Genomic DNA, 18,979 nt, shown 5'->3' on the forward strand with positions numbered 1-18,979 from the left:
ATATTAGAATAATATTACATTACCATTCCTCCGTCAACATTGATTACCTGTCCTGTAATATAATCTGAAGCATTGCTGGCAAGAAAAGACACTACATTTGCTATATCCTGTGGTTTTCCTGCTCTTTTTAATGGTATGGAATTCAACATTGACGATTTTACTGTTTCACTTAATACATCTGTCATATCAGTTTCTATAAAACCAGGCGCAATAGCATTAACAGTTATTCCTCTGGACGCTAATTCTTTTGCCAAAGATTTTGTCAAACCTATAATTCCAGCTTTAGATGCCGCATAATTGGATTGGCCTGCATTTCCAATCACACCTACTACTGAAGATATGTTTATAATTTTCCCTTTTCTTCTTTTTATCATATACTTAGAAACAAATTTTATTACATTAAAAGTTCCCTTTAAATTAACATCTATAACATTATCCCAGTCATCTTCTGACATTCTAAGTATAAGGTTATCTTTTGTTATTCCAGCATTATTTACAACAACGTCAATATTACCGAACATATCGATTATGTCATTGACCATTTTTTCAACTTCATTATAATTTGAAATATCACATTTCAAAGCACAAGATTCAACGCCAAACTTTTTAGCTTCTTCAACAGTCTCTAAAGCATCCTTCGAACTCTTTGAATAATTAATTACGACATTATACCCGTCTTCTGCTAACTTTAAGGCGATAGCTTTCCCTATCCCTTTTCCTCCTCCTGTCACTAATGCCGTTTTAATTTCCCTATCCATTCAGTTTACCTCCAAACTGGATAAAAGTTTATCAAGCGAACTCGTATCTTCAAAATTGATAGCTTTTTTCGTCTTATCTATTCTTTTCATGAATCCAGTAAGTGTTTTCCCTGGCCCTATTTCAATGAAAACTTCAACTTGATCATCAATCATCTTTCTTACTGATTGTTCCCATAAAACAGGACTGCTTACCTGTTTCACTAAGGTCTTTTTAACTTCGTCAATTTTAAGGTAATCCGCAGTAACATTAGTAATGACTGGAACTGACATATCAAATATTGGAACCTGCTTCAAATCTTCTTCTAGTTTAATGCCTGCATCCTTAAGCATACTGCAGTGAAATGGTGCACTAACAGGCAACATAACTGCTTTTTTTGCCCCTTTTTCTTTAGCAAGTTCTACAGCTTTTTCTAAAGCTTTAATTTCACCTGCAATCGATAATTGCCCTGGACAATTGTAGTTAGCTGGTTCAACAACACCAAATTCTCTTACATTATAGCATATATTCTCTACCACTTCATTGTCAAGCCCTATTATTGCTGCCATTCCTCCTATACCTATTGGAACAGCATTTTGCATGTATTCTCCCCTTTTCTTCACAAGCTTCACTGCATCTTTAAAAGATAATACACCTGAATATACAAGAGAACTGTATTCACCTAAGCTTAAGCCAGCCGTCACATCTGCTTTCAACCCTCTTTTTGATAGCACCTTAGTCAATGCAATACTTACCGTCAATATGGCAGGTTGTGTATTTTCCGTCTTCATTAATTCTTCATCAGGACCTTCAAAACATAATCTAGTAATATCGTATTTTAATGCATCATTTGCCTCTTCAAAAACTTCTCTTGCTTCAGCAAAATTTTCATATATTTCTTTGCCCATTCCTGTATATTGTGCACCTTGTCCTGGATATATAAATGCAATCTTCATCTTTTAAAGCCCCCATATAAACTTACAATAATTTTCTCAGCATCATTAAACAAATCCTCAATTATTGCTTTAGCAGGCTTAATATCGTTTATAAGACCAGATATTTGACCAGCCATAACAGAACCATTCAAAACATCTCCATATACTACTGCATCTCTTAACTTTCCTGCACCTAACTGTTCCAATTCCTCTTTTGAAGCTCCGTTTTGCTCTGCTTTTTCAAACTCTCTTGTAAGATGATTTTTTAAAGATCTTACAGGATGGCCTGTAGTTCTGCCAGTCACAACTGCATCTCTGTCCTTAGCATTTATTATGTACTCCTTATATTTTTCATTTGCTGTACACTCCGTACAACACACAAATCGCGTACCCAACTGAACACCTTGAGCTCCAAGGCAAAAAGCTGCAGCAACACCTCTTCCATCGCCAATGCCACCTGCCGCTATGACAGGTATACTCACCGCATCGACAACTTGAGGCACTAAAGCCATAGTAGTAAGCTCACCTATATGTCCACCTGATTCTGTTCCTTCTGCTACAACCGCATCGACCCCAATTGATTCCATTCTTTTAGCCAATGCAACAGATGGAACAACAGGAACAACTTTTATATTGTTTTCTTTCAACCTGTTTATATATTTGCCTGGATTCCCAGCACCTGTAGTGATAACACTTACTTTTTCCTCTATCACAACATCCATAACTTCATCAACAAATGGCGACATTAACATTACATTAACGCCAAAAGGTCTATCAGTCAATTCTCTCGCTTTTCTTATTTGTTCTTTGACAAAACTGGCAGGTGCATTTCCTGCACCAATAATGCCAAGTCCACCAGCATTTGAAACTGCAGCAGCCAATTCTGCTGTTGCAACCCAAGCCATTCCACCTTGAAATATAGGATATTCCAAGCCAAATAAATCAGTAATCTGTGTCTTTATCATGTTCTCACTCCTATCTCAACCACTTTATCACAGTAGAACCCCACGTTAAACCAGCGCCAAACGCAACCATCAAAATTATATCTCCATTTTTTATTCTCCCTGCTTTTAAAGCCTCGTCTAAAGCGACAATGACAGAAGCTGCAGACATATTTCCGTATTTATCCAAGTTGATAAAAACTTTTTCTTTTGACAGTTTCAACTTTTTCATTGCTGCATCTATTATTCTAATATTTGCTTGATGTGGTATAAAAAGATCTACATCTTCAGGTTTCAATCCGCATCTATTTAAAACCTCTACAGTTGCTGTATTCATGACATTGACTGCAAATTTAAAAACTTCCTGCCCATTCATATGGATTGTATGTAATTTGTTTTTTACAGTATCTTCACTTGCTGGCATTCGCGAACCACCAGCTGGCATGTATAAATGCATTCCTCCAGTTCCATCAGCCCCAATGACATTGTCTAAAATTCCGTATCCATCTTTAACCGGACCTACTATAGCAGCCCCTGCTCCATCACCAAATAATACACAAGTATTCCTGTCCTCCCAATTGGTTATTTTTGATAACACGTCTGCTGCAATCACAAGGACAGTCTTATATGTACCACTCTCCACAAACTGTTTTGCTATAGAAAGGCCATATATAAATCCAGAACATCCTACTTCTATGTCAAAAGCCGCTGCTTTTGTAGCTTTAATATTTGCCTGTACAAGACAAGCAGTAGAAGGGAAATTCATATCCGGAACGACAGTTGCAACGATAATTAAATCTATTTCTGAAGCTTCTATTCCAGCATCTTCAATAGCCTTTTTTGCCGCTTCAGTTGCCATGTAAGACGTAGTCATTGATTGTGGTGCAATGCGTCTTTCCTTTATTCCTGTCCTCGATACGATCCATTCATCTGAAGTATCCACCATCTTTTCTAGATCTTGATTTGTCAACTTGTTTTCTGGGACAAAACTTCCCGTTCCCAAAATTCCAGCTTTGAAATCTCTATTTTGCAGCACTTATATCATCTCCAATCAATTCTATTTCCCTCTGGATGTGTGATATAACATCCATTTCCACAATTGTTTTAGCCTGTCTTATAGCATTAAAAATTGCTTTTTCTTTCGAACTTCCATGAGCCTTAATAACAGGTTTCTTTATACCAAGAAGCGGAGCACCACCATATTCAGTGTAATCCATTTTCTTAACTATGTTCTTTAAAGCACCGTAAATTAACATAGCACCTAATTTAGTAAATATATTCCTTTGAAGCTCCTGCTTTAACAAGGATGATATTACAGATGCAGTCCCTTCCATCGACTTTAAGATGGCGTTTCCAACAAATCCATCACATGTTACAACGTCTGCAATCCCATAAGCAATGTCTCTACCCTCGACATTTCCAATGAAATTTAAATGAGAATTTCTTATTAAATCGTAAACTTGTTTTGTAAGCTCATTTCCTTTTTCTTCTTCAGCGCCAATATTAAACAATCCAATTTTAGGGTTCTCGACATTAAGCATTTTTTGTGCATATACACTTCCCATTATAGCAAACTGAAACAAATTTATTGGTTTGCAATCTGTGTTTGAACCTGCATCAAGTAAAATCGTGGCACCATTCAAAGTTGGCAGTATTGGTGCCAACGCTGGCCTATCTATCCCTTTGATCCTTCCAATATTAAAAAGCGAACCCGCCATTAAAGCACCCGTATTGCCTGCTGATAAAAAAGCATCCACTTCATCCCTTTTAAGCATTTCAATGCCAACAGCCATAGAAGAATCTTTCTTTTTCCTTATGGCGGCTACAGGTGGCTCATTGTTTGTAATTACATCTTTTGCATGTACAATAGTCAAGCCATCTTTTTCTTTTACATATTTATATAATTGCTCTTTGTTTCCAACCAAAACTATTTCTATATCAAAACTATCTAATGCCTTTTCAACGCCTTTTATTATTTCATATGGAGCATAATCTCCTCCCATAGCATCAACTGCTATTTTCAAGGTTGTTGCACCTCCTTTTCGGTGCTATCGCTTTCTAAAGATACTAATATAAATTTGCCTCTGAACACTTCTCTATCTTTCACTTTAATCATAACCCATACAAAATATTTATTCCCTCTTTTTCTGGTTACTTCTGCTTTTGCGACAAGCCTATCACCTATCTTGACTGGATATTTATACTTTATATTTGCAACACCTATCAATGCAGCCTCAGCATCGATAACAGATATCGCCAAAGACTCTGCTTGTGAATATATGTAATGACCTCTTATAATTTTCGTCTTTAAAAAAGCCATTTCAGGCGTAGGCTCGAAAACAGATATTCCGCTTTTTCCTAACTCTAAATCAATAAGCTCACCTACTATTTCGCTGCCTACTATTGCTTTTACCTTGTTATAATTTTTTTCAGCAACGTTCTTTATTCTTTCTCTAAGCTCTGGAATACCTAATTCCATTCTATCCAGCCTTATCGTCTGAACGCTAACCGAAAACAAATCAGCTAATTCGTCATCAGTATAAAATGGATATTTTTCAATCTCAATTTTTAATTTTTTTAGTCTATCTCTTTTACTAAGCTTCGTGGCCACATTATCAGCTCCAAATATAAGTTGTTTTTATGACTTACTCATAATTATAAATTACGCCGTATATAAAAGTCAAGAAATAAAAAAGAAAAGTAATAGAGAAAACTCCATTACTTTTCTTCCACTTTCAATACCTCTTTACCATCGTAATAACCACAGCTTAAGCAAACTCTGTGAGGCAATTTTGGTTCGTGACATTGTGGGCACAAAACATAAGCAGGTACAGCTAAACTATGGCTATGCCTTCTCTTATCTCTTCTTGCCTTAGATGTTCTACGCTTTGGAACTGGCATACTATACACCTCCTACATCTTCTGCAGTAATTTATTCAAAACTGAAAGGCGTGGATCAATTTCTTTTATTTGGCAATCGCATTTTTCATGATTAAGATTTTTACCACAAGTAGGACATAGACCCTTGCAATCATTGGAGCAAATGAATTTCATCGGAAGAGAAAGTTCTACATTTTCAATTACAATCTTCGTCAAATCAAGCTTTTCATCTTCCACTTCACCAGAAAATTCATCATCAGACTCGTTCACTACTTCATCAATCGGTATTACAAACTCATACTCAAATTCATCAAGGCACCTATCGCATGTTACTTTAATAGCCCCACGTGCTAAAAGCTTTAAAACTATCCCTTCACTGTCGTGTGTTATGCTTCCAGTAACGGTAATTGGCTTTATAACCACGTATCTGTTGCTATTTGCCTCAAGAACACTCAGATTTTCTACGTAGTTGACTTCAATGCTGCGACCCCTATGTCCCTTAATTTTTGATAAATCAATTTTCATTTTCTCACCCCAATATAATTGCCAAAATTAATTATACTAATGGGGTAAACATTTGTCAAGAATGCTATTTTATACTCTTTACAATCTTTTCAGTGTCTTTAGCGATCATGTATTCTTCATTAGTCGGGACAACCATCACGCTAACTTTTGAATTTGGCGTAGATATAATAGTTTCTTTACCTCTCACCTTATTTTTTTCCTTATCCAAGCTAAACCCTAAGAACTCTAATCCATCTAGTATAAATTCTCGTATCTCCGGTCCATTTTCACCAACACCTGCTGTAAATACAATGGCATCAACACCTCCCATAGCTGCTGCATAAGCGCCAATCGTCTTCTTTACTCGATACGTAAATACATTTAAAGCGAGTTGAGCTCTTCCATCTCCATTTTTAAATGCAGCATCTTCTAAATCTCTAAAATCGCTGCTTATTCCTGAAATACCGTAAACACCTGATTTTTTGTTTAATATATTTACTACTTCTTCAGCGCTTATATTTTCTTTCTCCATAAGATAAGAAATGATAGATGGATCTATGTTTCCAGATCGTGTACCCATAGCCAAACCTTCTAATGGCGTAAATCCCATGCTTGTGTCAATTGATTTACCATATTTGACGGCAGCAATACTGGAACCATTTCCAAGATGACATGTTATAATTTTTAAATCTTCAATAGGCCTATTTAAAATCTCTGCAGCCCTATTTGAAACATATTTATGCGACGTACCATGAAATCCATATCTTCTTATTCTATACTTTGTGTAGTATTCGTAAGGTATTGGATAAAGATATGCATAATCAGGCATTGTCTGATGAAAAGCTGTATCGAATACTGCCACCATTGGAACGTTTGGCATAATTTGCTGGCAAGCTTTAATTCCTTCTATGTTAGCAGGATTATGCAGTGGGGCCAATTCTATGCAATCTGTTATTGTTTTTAACACTTCATCATTTATAAGAACTGATGATGTAAAAGATTCTCCTCCATGAACAACTCTATGACCTACAGCATCTATCTCAGACATATCCTTTATAACACCATAATCGCTGTTTACCAAAGCATCTAAAACTAATTTTATTGCGTCTTTGTGATCTTTCATGTCTTTTTTTATCTTGATTTTTTCTCCGTTAGCGTTATGCGTCAATAGAGAATCATTTATGCCGATCCTTTCAGCAAGACCTTTCGCCAGCACATTCCCATCAGTAGATTCGATCAATTGATATTTCAGTGAAGAGCTTCCGCAATTAATAACCAGTATTTTCATAGTTTTCATCCTCCATACTTTACATTTTATTGAGCCTGTACAGCTGTTGTTGCTATTACATCGACAATGTCTCTATAACTGCATCCTCTTGATAAATCATTAACTGGTGCACCCATTCCTTGTGTTATCGGTCCGATTGCATTTGCCTTAGCTAACCTCTGCACAAGCTTATATCCTATGTTGCCAGCTTGTAAGTCAGGGAATATAAGAACATTTGCATATCCTGCAACTTTGCTTCCTGGAGCTTTTAACTCTGCAACTTCTTTTACAAGAGCGGCATCTAATTGCAATTCACCGTCGATAGCAACATCTGGCATCAAATCCTTTGCTATCTCTGTCGCTTTTCTTACTTTGTCTACTAATTCATGTGATGCACTGCCCTTTGTGGAAAATGAAAGCATCGCAACTTTTGGTTCAAAGCCCAACAAATTCTTCGCAGTATTAGCAGATTGTACAGCAATAGAAGCAAGTTCTTCTGCATTAGGCGATGGATTAACTGCACAATCAGCAAACAAAAATACACCATTTTCGCCATATTCGCAATTAGGTACTTCCATTATAAAAAAGCTTGATACTATCTTTGCTCCTGGAGCCGTTTTAATTATCTGAAATGCTGGTCTTAATAAATCTGCAGTAGCATGAATAGCGCCAGATACCAATCCATCAGCATAACCTTCTTTAACCATCATACATCCAAAATAAATATTATCTTTGATTGTTTCTCTGGCTTTTTCTAAAGTAATTCCCTTGCTCTTTCTTAATTCATAAAAATCATTAGCATACCTATCAAACATTTCAGACTTTACAGGGTCAATGATTTCTGCTTTGGATATGTCCAAATCTTTTGCTGCACTTTTTATCTCGTCCTCATTTCCCAGAAGCACTAAATCTGCGATTCCCTCTTTTAGTACTATCTCAGCAGCCTTTAATGTCCTCGGTTCCGCACCTTCCGGCAAAACAATTTTCTTTTTGTCACTTTTGGCTTTTTCAATGATACTTTGAATAATACTCATAAAATCGTCCCTTCCTCCAAAATATTTATCTTTATATATTTCTCCTTTAAAAAGAAGAAATATATTGTATACACATTTTACATTTTAACATATTTTTTATAAAATAATAAGTACAATTAATAATTTTTTAGAAAGGCGCATATTATGAGCGTATTAGGTTTAATTGTAGAATACAATCCACTTCACAATGGACATATATATCACATAAAAAAATCTATCGAAATGACAAAAGCAGACTTTGTGGTAGCAGTAATGAGCGGCAATTTTGTGCAGCGTGGCATTCCTTCTATAATAGATAAGTGGTCAAGAACGGAATCAGCACTATTATCCGGAATAGATTTAGTCATTGAGCTGCCTACAATATACGCTGTTTCCACTGCGGAAAAATTTGCTTACGGTGCAATAAAACTACTTGATTCATTACACATCGTTGATTACATATCGTTTGGAAGCGAACATGGCTTTATTGACGAATTATACCAAATATCAAAATTTCTGTTAGATGAGCCAGAAGACTATAAAGCGCTTTTGAAAAATTATTTAAAAAACGGCATCACATATGCAAAAGCACGTGAATTAGCGTTATTAAAATATTTTGGAGAAAACATCATTGACATTATCGGAAATCCAAATAACATACTTGGAATTGAATACATAAAAAGCTTAATCAAGTTAAATAGCAATATTAAACCTTTGACATTAAAAAGATTTGGGCCAGGCTATAATTCTCTGGAAACAGTAGAATCTTTTGCGAGTGCTACATATCTTAGAAAGGCTATAAATGATAAAAACTATTCTATATTAGAAAAATATATGCCACAATATTCTCTTGAAATTTTAAAAAATTGCATTGCAGAAGGTCATGGTCCCGTTACTTTAAATGATTTTGCTAAAATAGTAGTTTATCGTTTGAGAAATGATGCATCAGTAAAAGATGTTTTTGACGTTACAGAAGGCTTAGAAAACCGTATAAAAAAAGCTTCATCTCTTTACAATAATTTAAGCGACATAATCGGCTACATCAAAACTAAAAGGTATACCGAAAGCAGAATAAGGCGGATAATGATGCACGTCTTATTGGATATTGATTCAAGCATTTATTTAAAATTTGATGGGCCAAATTATATAAGAATATTAGGCGCCACTAAGAAAGGTTTAAAACTTTTAAAAGAAATTAAAAACAAAGCAAGTATACCAATTATCACTAAAGTTTCTGAATACAACAAAATCCTGTCTAACACAGAAATGTTTGAAATAGATTTAAAAGCAACAGACATATATACGCTTGCATATACAAATGAACCAGTTTCAAGTTTGGATTTTACTAAAAAGTTTATAGTAAAATAATCATTTTATTTCCCCCTCTTTAATAAAAATATACTATGGAAACTTCAAAGGGGGAACAATATTGAAAGAAGATAAAACAAAGGCTTTATCGATTGTGTTTGTCTTATTTCTCGTTATTTCAATTATCATATTTCCAAAAAATTCGCTTGCTGCTGCAAAGTCAGGAATCAATCTATGGCTTTTTACAGTATTCCCAGCGTTACTTCCCTTTTTCATCGGGTCTGAAATGCTGGTACGATTAGGATTTGTCAAAATGCTTGGTAAATTTTTAGAGCCTATAATGCGTCCAATATTCAATGTTTCTGGCAACGGTGGTTTTGCAATGGCCGTTGGATACACATCTGGGTATCCTGTTGGTGCGCAAATAATAAAAAGATTGTGGGAAGAAAAACTTTTAAATACAGCCGAAGCTGAAAGGTTAATGACATTTTGCAACAACTCTGGACCACTATTTATGTTAGGCGTAGTCGCCATGGGGATGTTTAATAGCTCTACAATTGGTTATATAATAATGTTATCAAATTATTTAGCAGCAATTACTACTGGTATAATTTTTAGAAACTATAATATCGAAAATGAAAATTTAAAAAGTTCAGAATACCATAATATTCGTCAAAGCAATCCTGATGATTTAATAGCTAATTTTGGAGAAATCTTAGGAAGTGCAGTTAAAGACTCCATGAACACAATAATCATGATAGGCGGTTATATTATAACATTTTCAGTTTTAATAGAATTTCTAAAGGTATACGGTTTAATAGACGCTATAGAAAAGATTATTACACCGATATTTGAAGCAATTGGTTTTAACAAAAATTTGATTGCTGGATATTTAAGCGGCTTAATGGAAATCACAATAGGTTCAAATATGATTAGCCAAGCAACGGCGCCATTATACCAAAAAGTCATATTAATAAGCTCAATTTTAGCATGGGGTGGTCTGTCAACGCATGGACAAGTAATAGGTGTCATTAATAATACAAAGATAAGCTACTTGCCGTATTTAATTGCAAAAGCTATTCATAGCGTTTTTGCTGGATTGTTCTCCTTTGTCTTTATGAAATTTATAAACATTGACAATGTAGCAGTTTCAGAAGCTTTTTATCAAGGAAGCGCGAAAAATATGATAAGCATATTTGAAATATCCTCACTTATGTTTGTGATCTCAATTTTATCTGTTATTTTTCTTGTCATTATAACTTCCATAACAAATAAAGAGGCATGATTATTTAATGCCTCTTAGTTCATTCCTATTATTCTTTATCGTATTTAATAATTCTGAAACATTTTTTTCCAATTTAGCTAACAGTTCATCAGCATAATCTTTACTTCCAAGTCTTATTTCCTTTGCATTAGTCTGCGCTTGAGCTATTATTTCTGCCGCTTTTTTTTCAGCTTTTTTAACAATTTCATTTTCATTCACCATTTGATTAATTCTCTGCTCAGCTTCTTTTAAAATCGTTTCAGCATCTTGCTGGGCTTCTATCAATATTTTTTGTCTTTCTTGTTTAATCCACTCTGCTTTTTTTAATTCGTCTGGCAACTTAATCCTGATTTGCTTTATAATTTCCAAGATTTCATCCTTATTTATCAAGGTTTTTTGCGACAGAGGTATGGTGGAACTTTTCTCGATATAATCCTCCAATGAATCTAACAGTTCTAATACTTCTAAATTATCAGCCACTTCCAATGAAATGCCCCCTTAATCTTTAATTTTTCGTAATATCTTTTCAATTACTGAATCTGGAACGAGATCCGATAAGCACCCCCCAAACTTTGCTACTTCTTTAACTATGCTGGAGCTTAGATATCCATATTTATTGCTTGTCATAAAAAATATAGTTTCAACATCAGGATTTAACTTTTTGTTTATCAAAGCCATCTGAAATTCATATTCAAAATCCGAAACCATTCGCAGTCCTTTTACAATAATCTTTGAATTTACTTTTTCTAAATACTCTATAAGCAAACCAGAAAAACTATCAATTTCCACATTTTCAATGTCAGCAGTTACTTCTTTTAACATTTCCACCCGTTCTTCCAATGAAAACATAGGAGTTTTAGATGGATTAACAAGCACCGCTACAATTAATTTATCGAAAACTTTTGCTGCTCTTTTTATAACATCTAAATGCCCATTTGTAACAGGATCAAAACTACCCGGATATACTGCTATATTCATCTGTTGCCTCCTTAAAAAATGTTAATATCGTTTCTCCATATTTTTTCATCCTAAATTTTTGCAAGCTGCCGTACTTTTCTTCTAAAAAATCATTTTTATGATGCTCAACAATTGCGTAACCATTTGTATTCAATAACTCATATTCACTTATTTTATTTAGCGGTTCAACATATAAGTTATTGTAATACGGCGGATCAATGTATATAATATCAAACTTAATATTATTCTTACTAAAATAATCTAAAGCATGCAATGCATCCATATGCAAAATCACTGCACTATCAATAGAGCCAAGCAATTTAACATTATCATTTATGTATTTAATATTATTATATACTTTTTCTACAAAGTAGCAAATATTAGCTCCTCTACTTAATGCTTCAATGCCAATACTGCCTGTACCAGAAAATAAATCTAAAAATATAGAATCGTATATATCAGCACCTATTATATTGAAAAGCGATTCTTTAACCATGTCAGACGTAGGTCTAATTGCCTTCCCAGGTGGACATTTTAATTTTCTGCCTTTAGCTATGCCAGATATAACCCTCAAAATCACACCTCCAATACTAAAATATTTTAGCACATTTTACGATTAGATACAAAATTATGTATAAAACTTTTAAAACATGGCAAATAATATACTTGGGAAACCAATTTCCCCAAAATTCTTCCTTCAATTTCTCCTCTCCCAATCCAGGTAGATTACTACCTGGATTAAATTTTAATTAAAAAGGGTAACCGCAACTGGCTACCCTTTTAATTTAATTACTTCAATGTTCCATTATTAGCGATTTGGCTTTCAGCCATTTGGATCATCTTTCTTACCATGTGGCCACCTACAGCGCCGCAATCACGGGATGTAAGTGTACCCCAATAACCATCGGCTGGAGGATTTATTCCAAGTTCGCTTGCTATTTCATATTTCCATTTGCTCATAGCTTGCTTAGCTTCTCTTACTACAAGAGGATTTTTTGTCTCTGAACCTGCTGCCATTTTTATCACCTCCATTTAATGATTTCAATATTAATTTGCCACATATTAATTTATATATTCATGTTAATATTTTCTTATATATTGTTGAGATATATTCATGAAAATCTATTTAAAAAGATACCCTTGCGGGTATCTTTTGTTATCTAAGTGTGCCTTTATTAGCGATTTGGCTTTCAGCCATTTGGATCATCTTTTTTACCATGTGGCCACCTACAGCGCCGCAATCACGGGATGTAAGTGTACCCCAATAACCATCGGCTGGAGGATTTATTCCAAGTTCGCTTGCTATTTCATATTTCCATTTGCTCATAGCTTGCTTAGCTTCTCTTACTACAAGAGGATTTTTTGTCTCTGAACCTGCTGCCATTTTTATCACCTCCATTTAATGATTTCAATATTAATTTGCCCAATAGTAACATCAATAAACTATAATTTATTTAGCAATTTTGTTTCGAGATGACAAAAATGGCGTTAAAACTTAATTTAAAATAAAATTTAATTAAATTCAAAAAATATTCCAACAGCAGACGGTCCAGCATGAACTCCAACTGTACAACCGGCCCTATTTCTAATAAAATTAGTTGCACCAAATTCGTTGCGAATTGCATTCTCAATTTCTAACATAAACTCTTCCCTGTCAGTATGTAAAAGTCCAATCTCTTTTTTAGTAAAATCGACTTTAGTCTCTCTCATGTAATTTATAATCCACTTTATAGCATTTTTTCGACCTCTAACCTTGTCCTTTATTTCTAATTCACCATCATTATTAACCAGTATTGGCTTAATATTTAAAATACTTCCTAAAATCGCCTGCGTCTTTTTTAATCGTCCTCCTTTGTAAAGATAATCCAACGAATCAAAGATCATTGTATAGCTAATTTTTGGTATCATGTTTGTCACTCTGGCAATTATCTCATCACTGGTGTTGCCATTACACGCCATTTTTCCAGCTTCGATGACAATAAATCCCTCGCCTAAAGAAAAATTTTTAGAATCAATCACTGTTATGTTTTGATTTTTTAAATTGTCTTTAGCCAACAATGCTGACTGATATGTACCACTCAATTTTGATGACATTAAAATACAGATTATTTCATCATAACTTTTCAACAAATCACTAAAAACATCCATAAATTCAATAGGTGATACTTGTGAAGTGTTAGGCATTTTCCCGGAATTTATCAAATCGTAAAATTCATCTTTTTTTATATCTACTCCGTCTTTATAAGATATACCATCAATATCAACTGTCAGCGGCACAACATATATATCATATAGTTTTACAATATCATCTGGAATATCAGATACACTATCTGTCACTATGGCTATCTTTCCCATTATCTTTTCCTCCCAGCAATTAATTTAATATGATTCCTTCTAATTTATCCTTAAATCGCTCTATCAATTCTGCTTTCATTTTACTATGCTTTTCAAAATTACCATCATCGCTTATAAATCTTTCTACAGCATTTTGAGCCAGTTTTAATGTTTCTATATCATCAAATAAATTGGCCAATTTAAGTTCAGGCAATCCATGTTGCTTTACTCCAAAAAATTCTCCTGGTCCCCTTATCTCCAAATCTTTTTCTGCAATTTTAAAACCATCATTTGTTTCAGTCATCACCTTCAATCTTTTTTTGACAACATCGGAATATGAGTAAGCTATCAAAATGCAATAAGATTGATATGACGATCTTCCTACACGTCCCCTTAATTGATGCAACTGAGCCAATCCAAATCTCTCTGCGTTTTCAATGACAATTACTGTTGCGTTTGGAACATTTACACCAACTTCAATAACTGTTGTAGAGACTAATATATCAATTTCCCCATCAACAAATTCACTCATCACTTTGTCCTTATCGCTTGAATTCATTCCACCATGAACTAAGCCAACTCTAAAATCCTTAAAGACTCCCTTATAAATTTCTTCATAAACCACCTCTGCCGATTTTGCATATATAGTTTGTGAATCCTCTATAAGTGGACAAACTATGTAAGCTTGGTGTCCTTTTTTTATTTCATTTACGACGAATTTATAAGCCCTTTCTCTTAAAGCTCCACTTACTGCATACGTTTCAACTTTCTTTCTTCCTGGAGGCAATTCGTCTATTATAGACATATCCAAATCTCCATAAAGCATTAATGCTAAAGTTCTTGGAATAGGCGTTGCTGTCATTACAAGAACATTAGTTTGATTGCCTTTATCTTTAAACACAGCTCTTTGGCGAACTCCAAATCTATGTTGTTCATCTGTTATTGCCAAACCTAAATTTTTAAACTGAACATTATCTTCAATTAAAGAATGTGTACCAACTAATACATCAATCTCACCATTTTTTACTTTCTCTATTATTAAATTTTTTCTTTTATTGCTGATGCTTCCTGTCAACAATTCCGTTTTAATACCTAACTTATCATACAACTCTTTTAATGATAAATAGTGTTGTTTTGCAAGTATTTCTGTTGGCGCCAATATGGACGCCTGATATCCATTCTTTACTGCGACATACATTGCTGCCGCTGCTATAACCGTCTTTCCAGAGCCGACATCACCTTGTAAAAGTCTATTCATCACTTTCCCTGAATACATATCATTTAAGATTTCGTTTAAAGCTTTATCCTGTGCTTTAGTAAGCTTAAATTTTAAATTGTCTAAGAATTCTCTTAAATCTACACGTTTAAACTTTATGCCTGATTTATCAATATCATACCTATTTTTAATCAAATTTAACCCCAATTGCAAAATAAAAAATTCTTGAAATATAAGTCTATATTTAGCTCTCTCTAACATTTCTGATGACTCTGGAAAATGGATATTTTTTATGGCTTCGCTTATTCCCAATAAATCATATTCTGTCAAAAAATCCTCGTCGAAAATTTCCTCTATTTCATTTATATACTCTTTTAAAAGGCTATAAATTATATTTCTTAAAATCTTTTGACTTAATCCATCTGTCAACTTATATATCGGCACAATTCGTCCTGCATTTAGATTTAAAACATCACTTTTATCCATAGTTGGGTTTTCCACGTACACTTGTCCATATTTATAGGAAACCTTGCCATTTACTATATACTCTTCACCTAATTTGAAATTATTTTTAACGTACGGCTGGTTGTACCAAACAAGTTCTAAAGCCCCACTTCCATCTTTAACAGGTACTTTCGTGATTATTAGTCCCTTGATCCTATATTCTCTCGCTTTCCCTGCGATGTACGCTTTAAAAGTTTGCTTTTCACCAATCTTCAACATATCTATAGGAATTATTTTCTCTCTGTCTTCATATTCTCTGGGATAATACTCCAATGCATCCTTTACAGTTTCAATACCAATTTTTTTAAGCAGTAATGCTCTCTTTGGACCAACACCTTTTACATATTGTATTGGTTTTGAAAGATCCATAAAATCACCTATTCAATCGAAATCACATAATAGTATAGAAGCTGTCCGCCGTATTGGAGATCCACATCGCCATCAAATACTATGGTATTTAACAATTTTTTTGCATCTTCTTCTTCAACTTCTTTTCCATAATAAATGGTTATTATTGAAGTATCAGCAGAAACAGCATTTGACACTATTTGTCTTGCTACTTCATTGTAGTCAGTACCTTTATCTGCAAATTGTCCATTTACAAATCCTAAAATTTCTCCAGTCTTGATTTCCACTCCATCTAATACAGTATCTCTTATAGAATAAGTTATTTCTACCGTTGTAACCTTATCGATAGTATCATTTATATTTTTGATCGCATCATCTACGCTTGCATTGACATCAAAGTTTATCATGGCACTTATAGCCTGATTAAAGCTGTAAGTATTTATGACATGCACATTTTTGTCTGATAAACTTTTAGCTTGTTCACATGTCATAACTACATTTTTATTATTCGGAAAGACAATTATATTTTCTGCATTTATTTCTTTTAAGCCATTTAATATATCCAAAGCGCTGGGATTCATAGTTTGTCCACCATCTATTACGATATCACACCCCAAATCTTGAAACAAACTGCTTATCCCTTCACCTGGTGAAACAGCCAGAAAGCCATATTTTTTGGCATGAGTATTTCTGTCTTTGTTTGATTCAAAAATTACATTTTCATGCTGTAGTTTCATATTGTCAATCTTGACTTTTACCAGTTCCCCATACTCTAAGCCTTTCTGCAATACTAGTCCAGGAGAATTAGTATGTATATGAACTTTTATTAAATCTTCATCTCCAACAACGATTATACTGTCACCAAAAGATTCAATTTCAGCTTTAAGCTTAGAAGAATTCTTAGATTTTGCATCAATAAGCATCTCCGTACAATAAGTAAACTTTATATCTGCAATATTACTTTCTTTTTTATGGATGTCTTCAACAACATGCTGAACAGCTATCTCATGCCCTTTTATGGCTTCTAACATTCCTATTAGCATAAATAAAAAGCCTTGTCCACCAGAATCAACTACATTAGCTTGCTTTAACACCGGCAATAAGTCAGGCGTTCTTTTCACTGATTCTGAGGCAGCTTTTACAATCTTCTCCATAAAAATCCCAAAGTCATTAATAGAAGTTAGTTTCAAAGCCTCATTTGCACAATCTCTTACTACAGTCAGAATAGTACCTTCCGTAGGTTTCATAACTGCCTTATATGCAATCGCTGAACCAGCATTTAAAGCTTCAGCAAAATCTTTTGTCGTGATTTCATCATGGTTCAAAAGGCTTTTGGCAAATCCCCTAATTATTTGAGATAAAATCACCCCTGAATTTCCTTTGGCACCTAAGAGAGCACCTCTGGAAAGGTTATTTAGAACTTCATTCATATCATCAGAGGCTTTTTCCATTTCTTTAACAGCAAAATCTAATGTATGAGCCATGTTAGAACCTGTATCACCATCTGGAACAGGAAAGACATTTAATTTATTTACTTCATCTGATTTATTTATTAAGTACTGGGATCCAGCCTTAAACATGCGTTTTAAAGTATTAACATCTAAGCGATCCAACCGTTTTTCCTCCTCAAAAATCAACTTTTATGCTTTGTACATTTACAACGATATTTTTAACATTAACACCTGTATATGTCTCTATAGTGTATTTGACTTTTTCAATGATATTTGCAGCAACTGTCTTAATGTTGACTCCATATTCAACAACAATGTACAAATCTATAACAATACCGTCTTCATCATATACAACCTTTATGCCTTTACCTGACTGCTCATTTTTGAAAAGCTCTATAAGCCCGTCAGGTCCACGTTTTCCTAAGCCCACTATGCCATAACATTCAGATGTGGCATAACTAGCCATAGATGCAATTACGTCTGCAGAAATATCTATTTTCCCTAAATTATTTTTTGTTTGCTCCATTTTTAAAACCTCCTATTATAATTATATTTTACCTTATCCAAATTAAATCATCAATAAAGAAAAAAATTGTTATATTTTAAGCTAATGCAAATTTTAATTAAAAAGTATTTACAGCATTAAAATATAATGTTAAAATATCATTGTTGTGTGGATATAATAAAAGAGTGTGTAATTATTTTTCTTGAAGTCTATTAATTTTTTTGCTAAAATGTTAGTGTTGACAAAGAGGAGGTGCACATGATGAGAAAATGTGAAGTATGCGGAAAAACTCCAATGGCGGGATATCAATACAGCCATTCCCACAGAAAATCAATCAAAAAATGGCAGCCAAACTTAAAGCGTGTTAAAGCCATAGTGGACGGTACACCTGTAAGATTGAATGTTTGTACAAAATGCTTAAGATCAGGAAGAGTTAAGAGAGCCATATAAAGAAAGACGTGCATATATGCACGCTTTTTATTTTTTGCTCTTAGCAAATGACGACAAAATTTTTTTTATAAAATCAGGAATTCTAATGTAGTATATTTTAGGTTCCTTTTTTTTACTCATATGCATCCCCCTTTATCCTTTTACTTCTAAACTATTTATCTACTATTTGAAATATGCATTAATAAAATAACCAATCATTATTACAGCAAATCCTAAAAGTATCATCCACAGCCAACTTGGTATGTACAATACAATTATAAATATTCCAAGCGAAATTATAATATATCCAATTGAATAATTCAGTTTTTTATTTAATATTCTAATTTTTCTATAAATTTTATTCCACATAAAAATCCACTCCTTTCTT

23 protein-coding genes are annotated in these 18,979 nt (G+C 33.8%); 3 read left to right on the plus strand and 20 right to left on the minus strand.

The window, feature by feature from the left end; genetic code table 11:
- Window positions 1–14: 14 nt before the first annotated feature.
- The 10 genes from fabG to pta form a co-directional block, all read right to left on the minus strand.
- Entirely contained in the window at window positions 15–758 is a 744-nt protein-coding gene (gene fabG, locus ACZ42G_RS08235) for a 3-oxoacyl-[acyl-carrier-protein] reductase (RefSeq protein WP_085112009.1), read from the minus strand.
- The gene (gene fabD / locus ACZ42G_RS08240) at window positions 759–1,691 is read right to left on the minus strand and encodes an ACP S-malonyltransferase (protein ID WP_464850053.1); all 933 of its coding nucleotides are present in this window, start codon (window positions 1,689–1,691) and stop codon (window positions 759–761) included.
- Window positions 1,688–2,635 (minus strand): enoyl-[acyl-carrier-protein] reductase FabK, encoded by a 948-nt coding sequence (gene fabK / locus ACZ42G_RS08245; RefSeq protein WP_085112011.1) that lies wholly within the window; start codon window positions 2,633–2,635, stop codon window positions 1,688–1,690. The genes fabD and fabK overlap by 4 nt, the downstream gene beginning before the upstream one ends.
- Before the next feature lie 10 nt (window positions 2,636–2,645).
- Window positions 2,646–3,647: a beta-ketoacyl-ACP synthase III gene (locus ACZ42G_RS08250; RefSeq protein ID WP_274892834.1), complete on the minus strand. Its 1,002-nt coding sequence runs from the start codon at window positions 3,645–3,647 to the stop codon at window positions 2,646–2,648.
- The gene (gene plsX / locus ACZ42G_RS08255; protein WP_274892835.1) at window positions 3,634–4,635 is read right to left on the minus strand and encodes a phosphate acyltransferase PlsX; all 1,002 of its coding nucleotides are present in this window, start codon (window positions 4,633–4,635) and stop codon (window positions 3,634–3,636) included. The genes ACZ42G_RS08250 and plsX overlap by 14 nt, the downstream gene beginning before the upstream one ends.
- The gene (fapR, locus tag ACZ42G_RS08260; RefSeq protein WP_013788138.1) at window positions 4,632–5,222 is read right to left on the minus strand and encodes a transcription factor FapR; all 591 of its coding nucleotides are present in this window, start codon (window positions 5,220–5,222) and stop codon (window positions 4,632–4,634) included. The genes plsX and fapR overlap by 4 nt, the downstream gene beginning before the upstream one ends.
- A 107-nt stretch (window positions 5,223–5,329) precedes the next feature.
- Window positions 5,330–5,512, minus strand: coding sequence for a 50S ribosomal protein L32 (gene rpmF, locus ACZ42G_RS08265; RefSeq protein ID WP_013788139.1), 183 nt, complete (start codon window positions 5,510–5,512; stop codon window positions 5,330–5,332).
- Between the two features lie 12 nt (window positions 5,513–5,524).
- On the minus strand, window positions 5,525–6,016 hold the full coding sequence (locus ACZ42G_RS08270; protein ID WP_085112014.1) for a YceD family protein: 492 nt from the start codon (window positions 6,014–6,016) through the stop codon (window positions 5,525–5,527).
- A 64-nt stretch (window positions 6,017–6,080) separates the two neighbouring features.
- The gene (locus ACZ42G_RS08275; protein WP_274892836.1) at window positions 6,081–7,283 is read right to left on the minus strand and encodes an acetate kinase; all 1,203 of its coding nucleotides are present in this window, start codon (window positions 7,281–7,283) and stop codon (window positions 6,081–6,083) included.
- A 26-nt stretch (window positions 7,284–7,309) separates the two neighbouring features.
- Entirely contained in the window at window positions 7,310–8,296 is a 987-nt protein-coding gene (gene pta / locus ACZ42G_RS08280) for a phosphate acetyltransferase (RefSeq protein WP_085112016.1), read from the minus strand.
- A 144-nt stretch (window positions 8,297–8,440) separates the two neighbouring features.
- Here pta and ACZ42G_RS08285 point away from each other — a divergent pair, with 144 nt between their 5' ends.
- Window positions 8,441–9,643: a nucleotidyltransferase gene (locus ACZ42G_RS08285; protein WP_464850057.1), complete on the plus strand. Its 1,203-nt coding sequence runs from the start codon at window positions 8,441–8,443 to the stop codon at window positions 9,641–9,643.
- A gap of 61 nt (window positions 9,644–9,704) precedes the next feature.
- Complete coding sequence (gene ylbJ / locus ACZ42G_RS08290; RefSeq protein WP_464850058.1) at window positions 9,705–10,868, plus strand: sporulation integral membrane protein YlbJ; 1,164 nt, start codon at window positions 9,705–9,707, stop codon at window positions 10,866–10,868.
- Here the strand turns inward: ylbJ and ACZ42G_RS08295 are convergent, their stop codons facing one another.
- The 9 genes from ACZ42G_RS08295 to ACZ42G_RS08335 all read right to left on the minus strand — a co-directional run bounded on the left by ACZ42G_RS08295 (window position 10,869) and on the right by ACZ42G_RS08335 (window position 18,183).
- The gene (locus ACZ42G_RS08295; RefSeq protein ID WP_013788145.1) at window positions 10,869–11,333 is read right to left on the minus strand and encodes a hypothetical protein; all 465 of its coding nucleotides are present in this window, start codon (window positions 11,331–11,333) and stop codon (window positions 10,869–10,871) included.
- 12 nt (window positions 11,334–11,345) lie between these two features.
- On the minus strand, window positions 11,346–11,825 hold the full coding sequence (gene coaD, locus ACZ42G_RS08300; protein ID WP_085112019.1) for a pantetheine-phosphate adenylyltransferase: 480 nt from the start codon (window positions 11,823–11,825) through the stop codon (window positions 11,346–11,348).
- Window positions 11,800–12,378, minus strand: coding sequence for a 16S rRNA (guanine(966)-N(2))-methyltransferase RsmD (gene rsmD / locus ACZ42G_RS08305; RefSeq protein WP_085112020.1), 579 nt, complete (start codon window positions 12,376–12,378; stop codon window positions 11,800–11,802). The genes coaD and rsmD overlap by 26 nt, the downstream gene beginning before the upstream one ends.
- A gap of 215 nt (window positions 12,379–12,593) precedes the next feature.
- Window positions 12,594–12,821: an alpha/beta-type small acid-soluble spore protein gene (locus ACZ42G_RS08310; RefSeq protein WP_013297985.1), complete on the minus strand. Its 228-nt coding sequence runs from the start codon at window positions 12,819–12,821 to the stop codon at window positions 12,594–12,596.
- A 139-nt stretch (window positions 12,822–12,960) separates the two neighbouring features.
- Entirely contained in the window at window positions 12,961–13,188 is a 228-nt protein-coding gene (locus tag ACZ42G_RS08315) for an alpha/beta-type small acid-soluble spore protein (protein ID WP_274892838.1), read from the minus strand.
- Between the two features lie 128 nt (window positions 13,189–13,316).
- Window positions 13,317–14,159, minus strand: a complete 843-nt coding sequence (locus tag ACZ42G_RS08320) for a DegV family protein (protein WP_013788149.1) — start codon at window positions 14,157–14,159, stop codon at window positions 13,317–13,319.
- Between the two features lie 19 nt (window positions 14,160–14,178).
- The gene (recG, locus tag ACZ42G_RS08325) at window positions 14,179–16,227 is read right to left on the minus strand and encodes an ATP-dependent DNA helicase RecG (protein ID WP_464850059.1); all 2,049 of its coding nucleotides are present in this window, start codon (window positions 16,225–16,227) and stop codon (window positions 14,179–14,181) included.
- An 8-nt stretch (window positions 16,228–16,235) separates the two neighbouring features.
- Window positions 16,236–17,786 (minus strand): DAK2 domain-containing protein, encoded by a 1,551-nt coding sequence (locus ACZ42G_RS08330; protein WP_464852138.1) that lies wholly within the window; start codon window positions 17,784–17,786, stop codon window positions 16,236–16,238.
- Between the two features lie 46 nt (window positions 17,787–17,832).
- The gene (locus tag ACZ42G_RS08335) at window positions 17,833–18,183 is read right to left on the minus strand and encodes an Asp23/Gls24 family envelope stress response protein (RefSeq protein ID WP_464850061.1); all 351 of its coding nucleotides are present in this window, start codon (window positions 18,181–18,183) and stop codon (window positions 17,833–17,835) included.
- A gap of 240 nt (window positions 18,184–18,423) precedes the next feature.
- On the opposite strand from ACZ42G_RS08335, the gene rpmB reads away from it, so the two are divergent.
- Window positions 18,424–18,612 carry a 50S ribosomal protein L28 gene (rpmB, locus tag ACZ42G_RS08340; protein ID WP_082243678.1) on the plus strand — a complete coding sequence of 63 codons (189 nt, stop codon included), beginning with the start codon at window positions 18,424–18,426 and terminating at the stop codon, window positions 18,610–18,612.
- Window positions 18,613–18,774: 162 nt separating this feature from the next.
- Here the strand turns inward: rpmB and ACZ42G_RS08345 are convergent, their stop codons facing one another.
- Window positions 18,775–18,960, minus strand: a complete 186-nt coding sequence (locus ACZ42G_RS08345) for a hypothetical protein (protein ID WP_045411898.1) — start codon at window positions 18,958–18,960, stop codon at window positions 18,775–18,777.
- Between the last annotated feature and the right edge of the window lie 19 nt (window positions 18,961–18,979).

It is taken from the genome of Thermoanaerobacterium calidifontis (assembly GCF_055381745.1).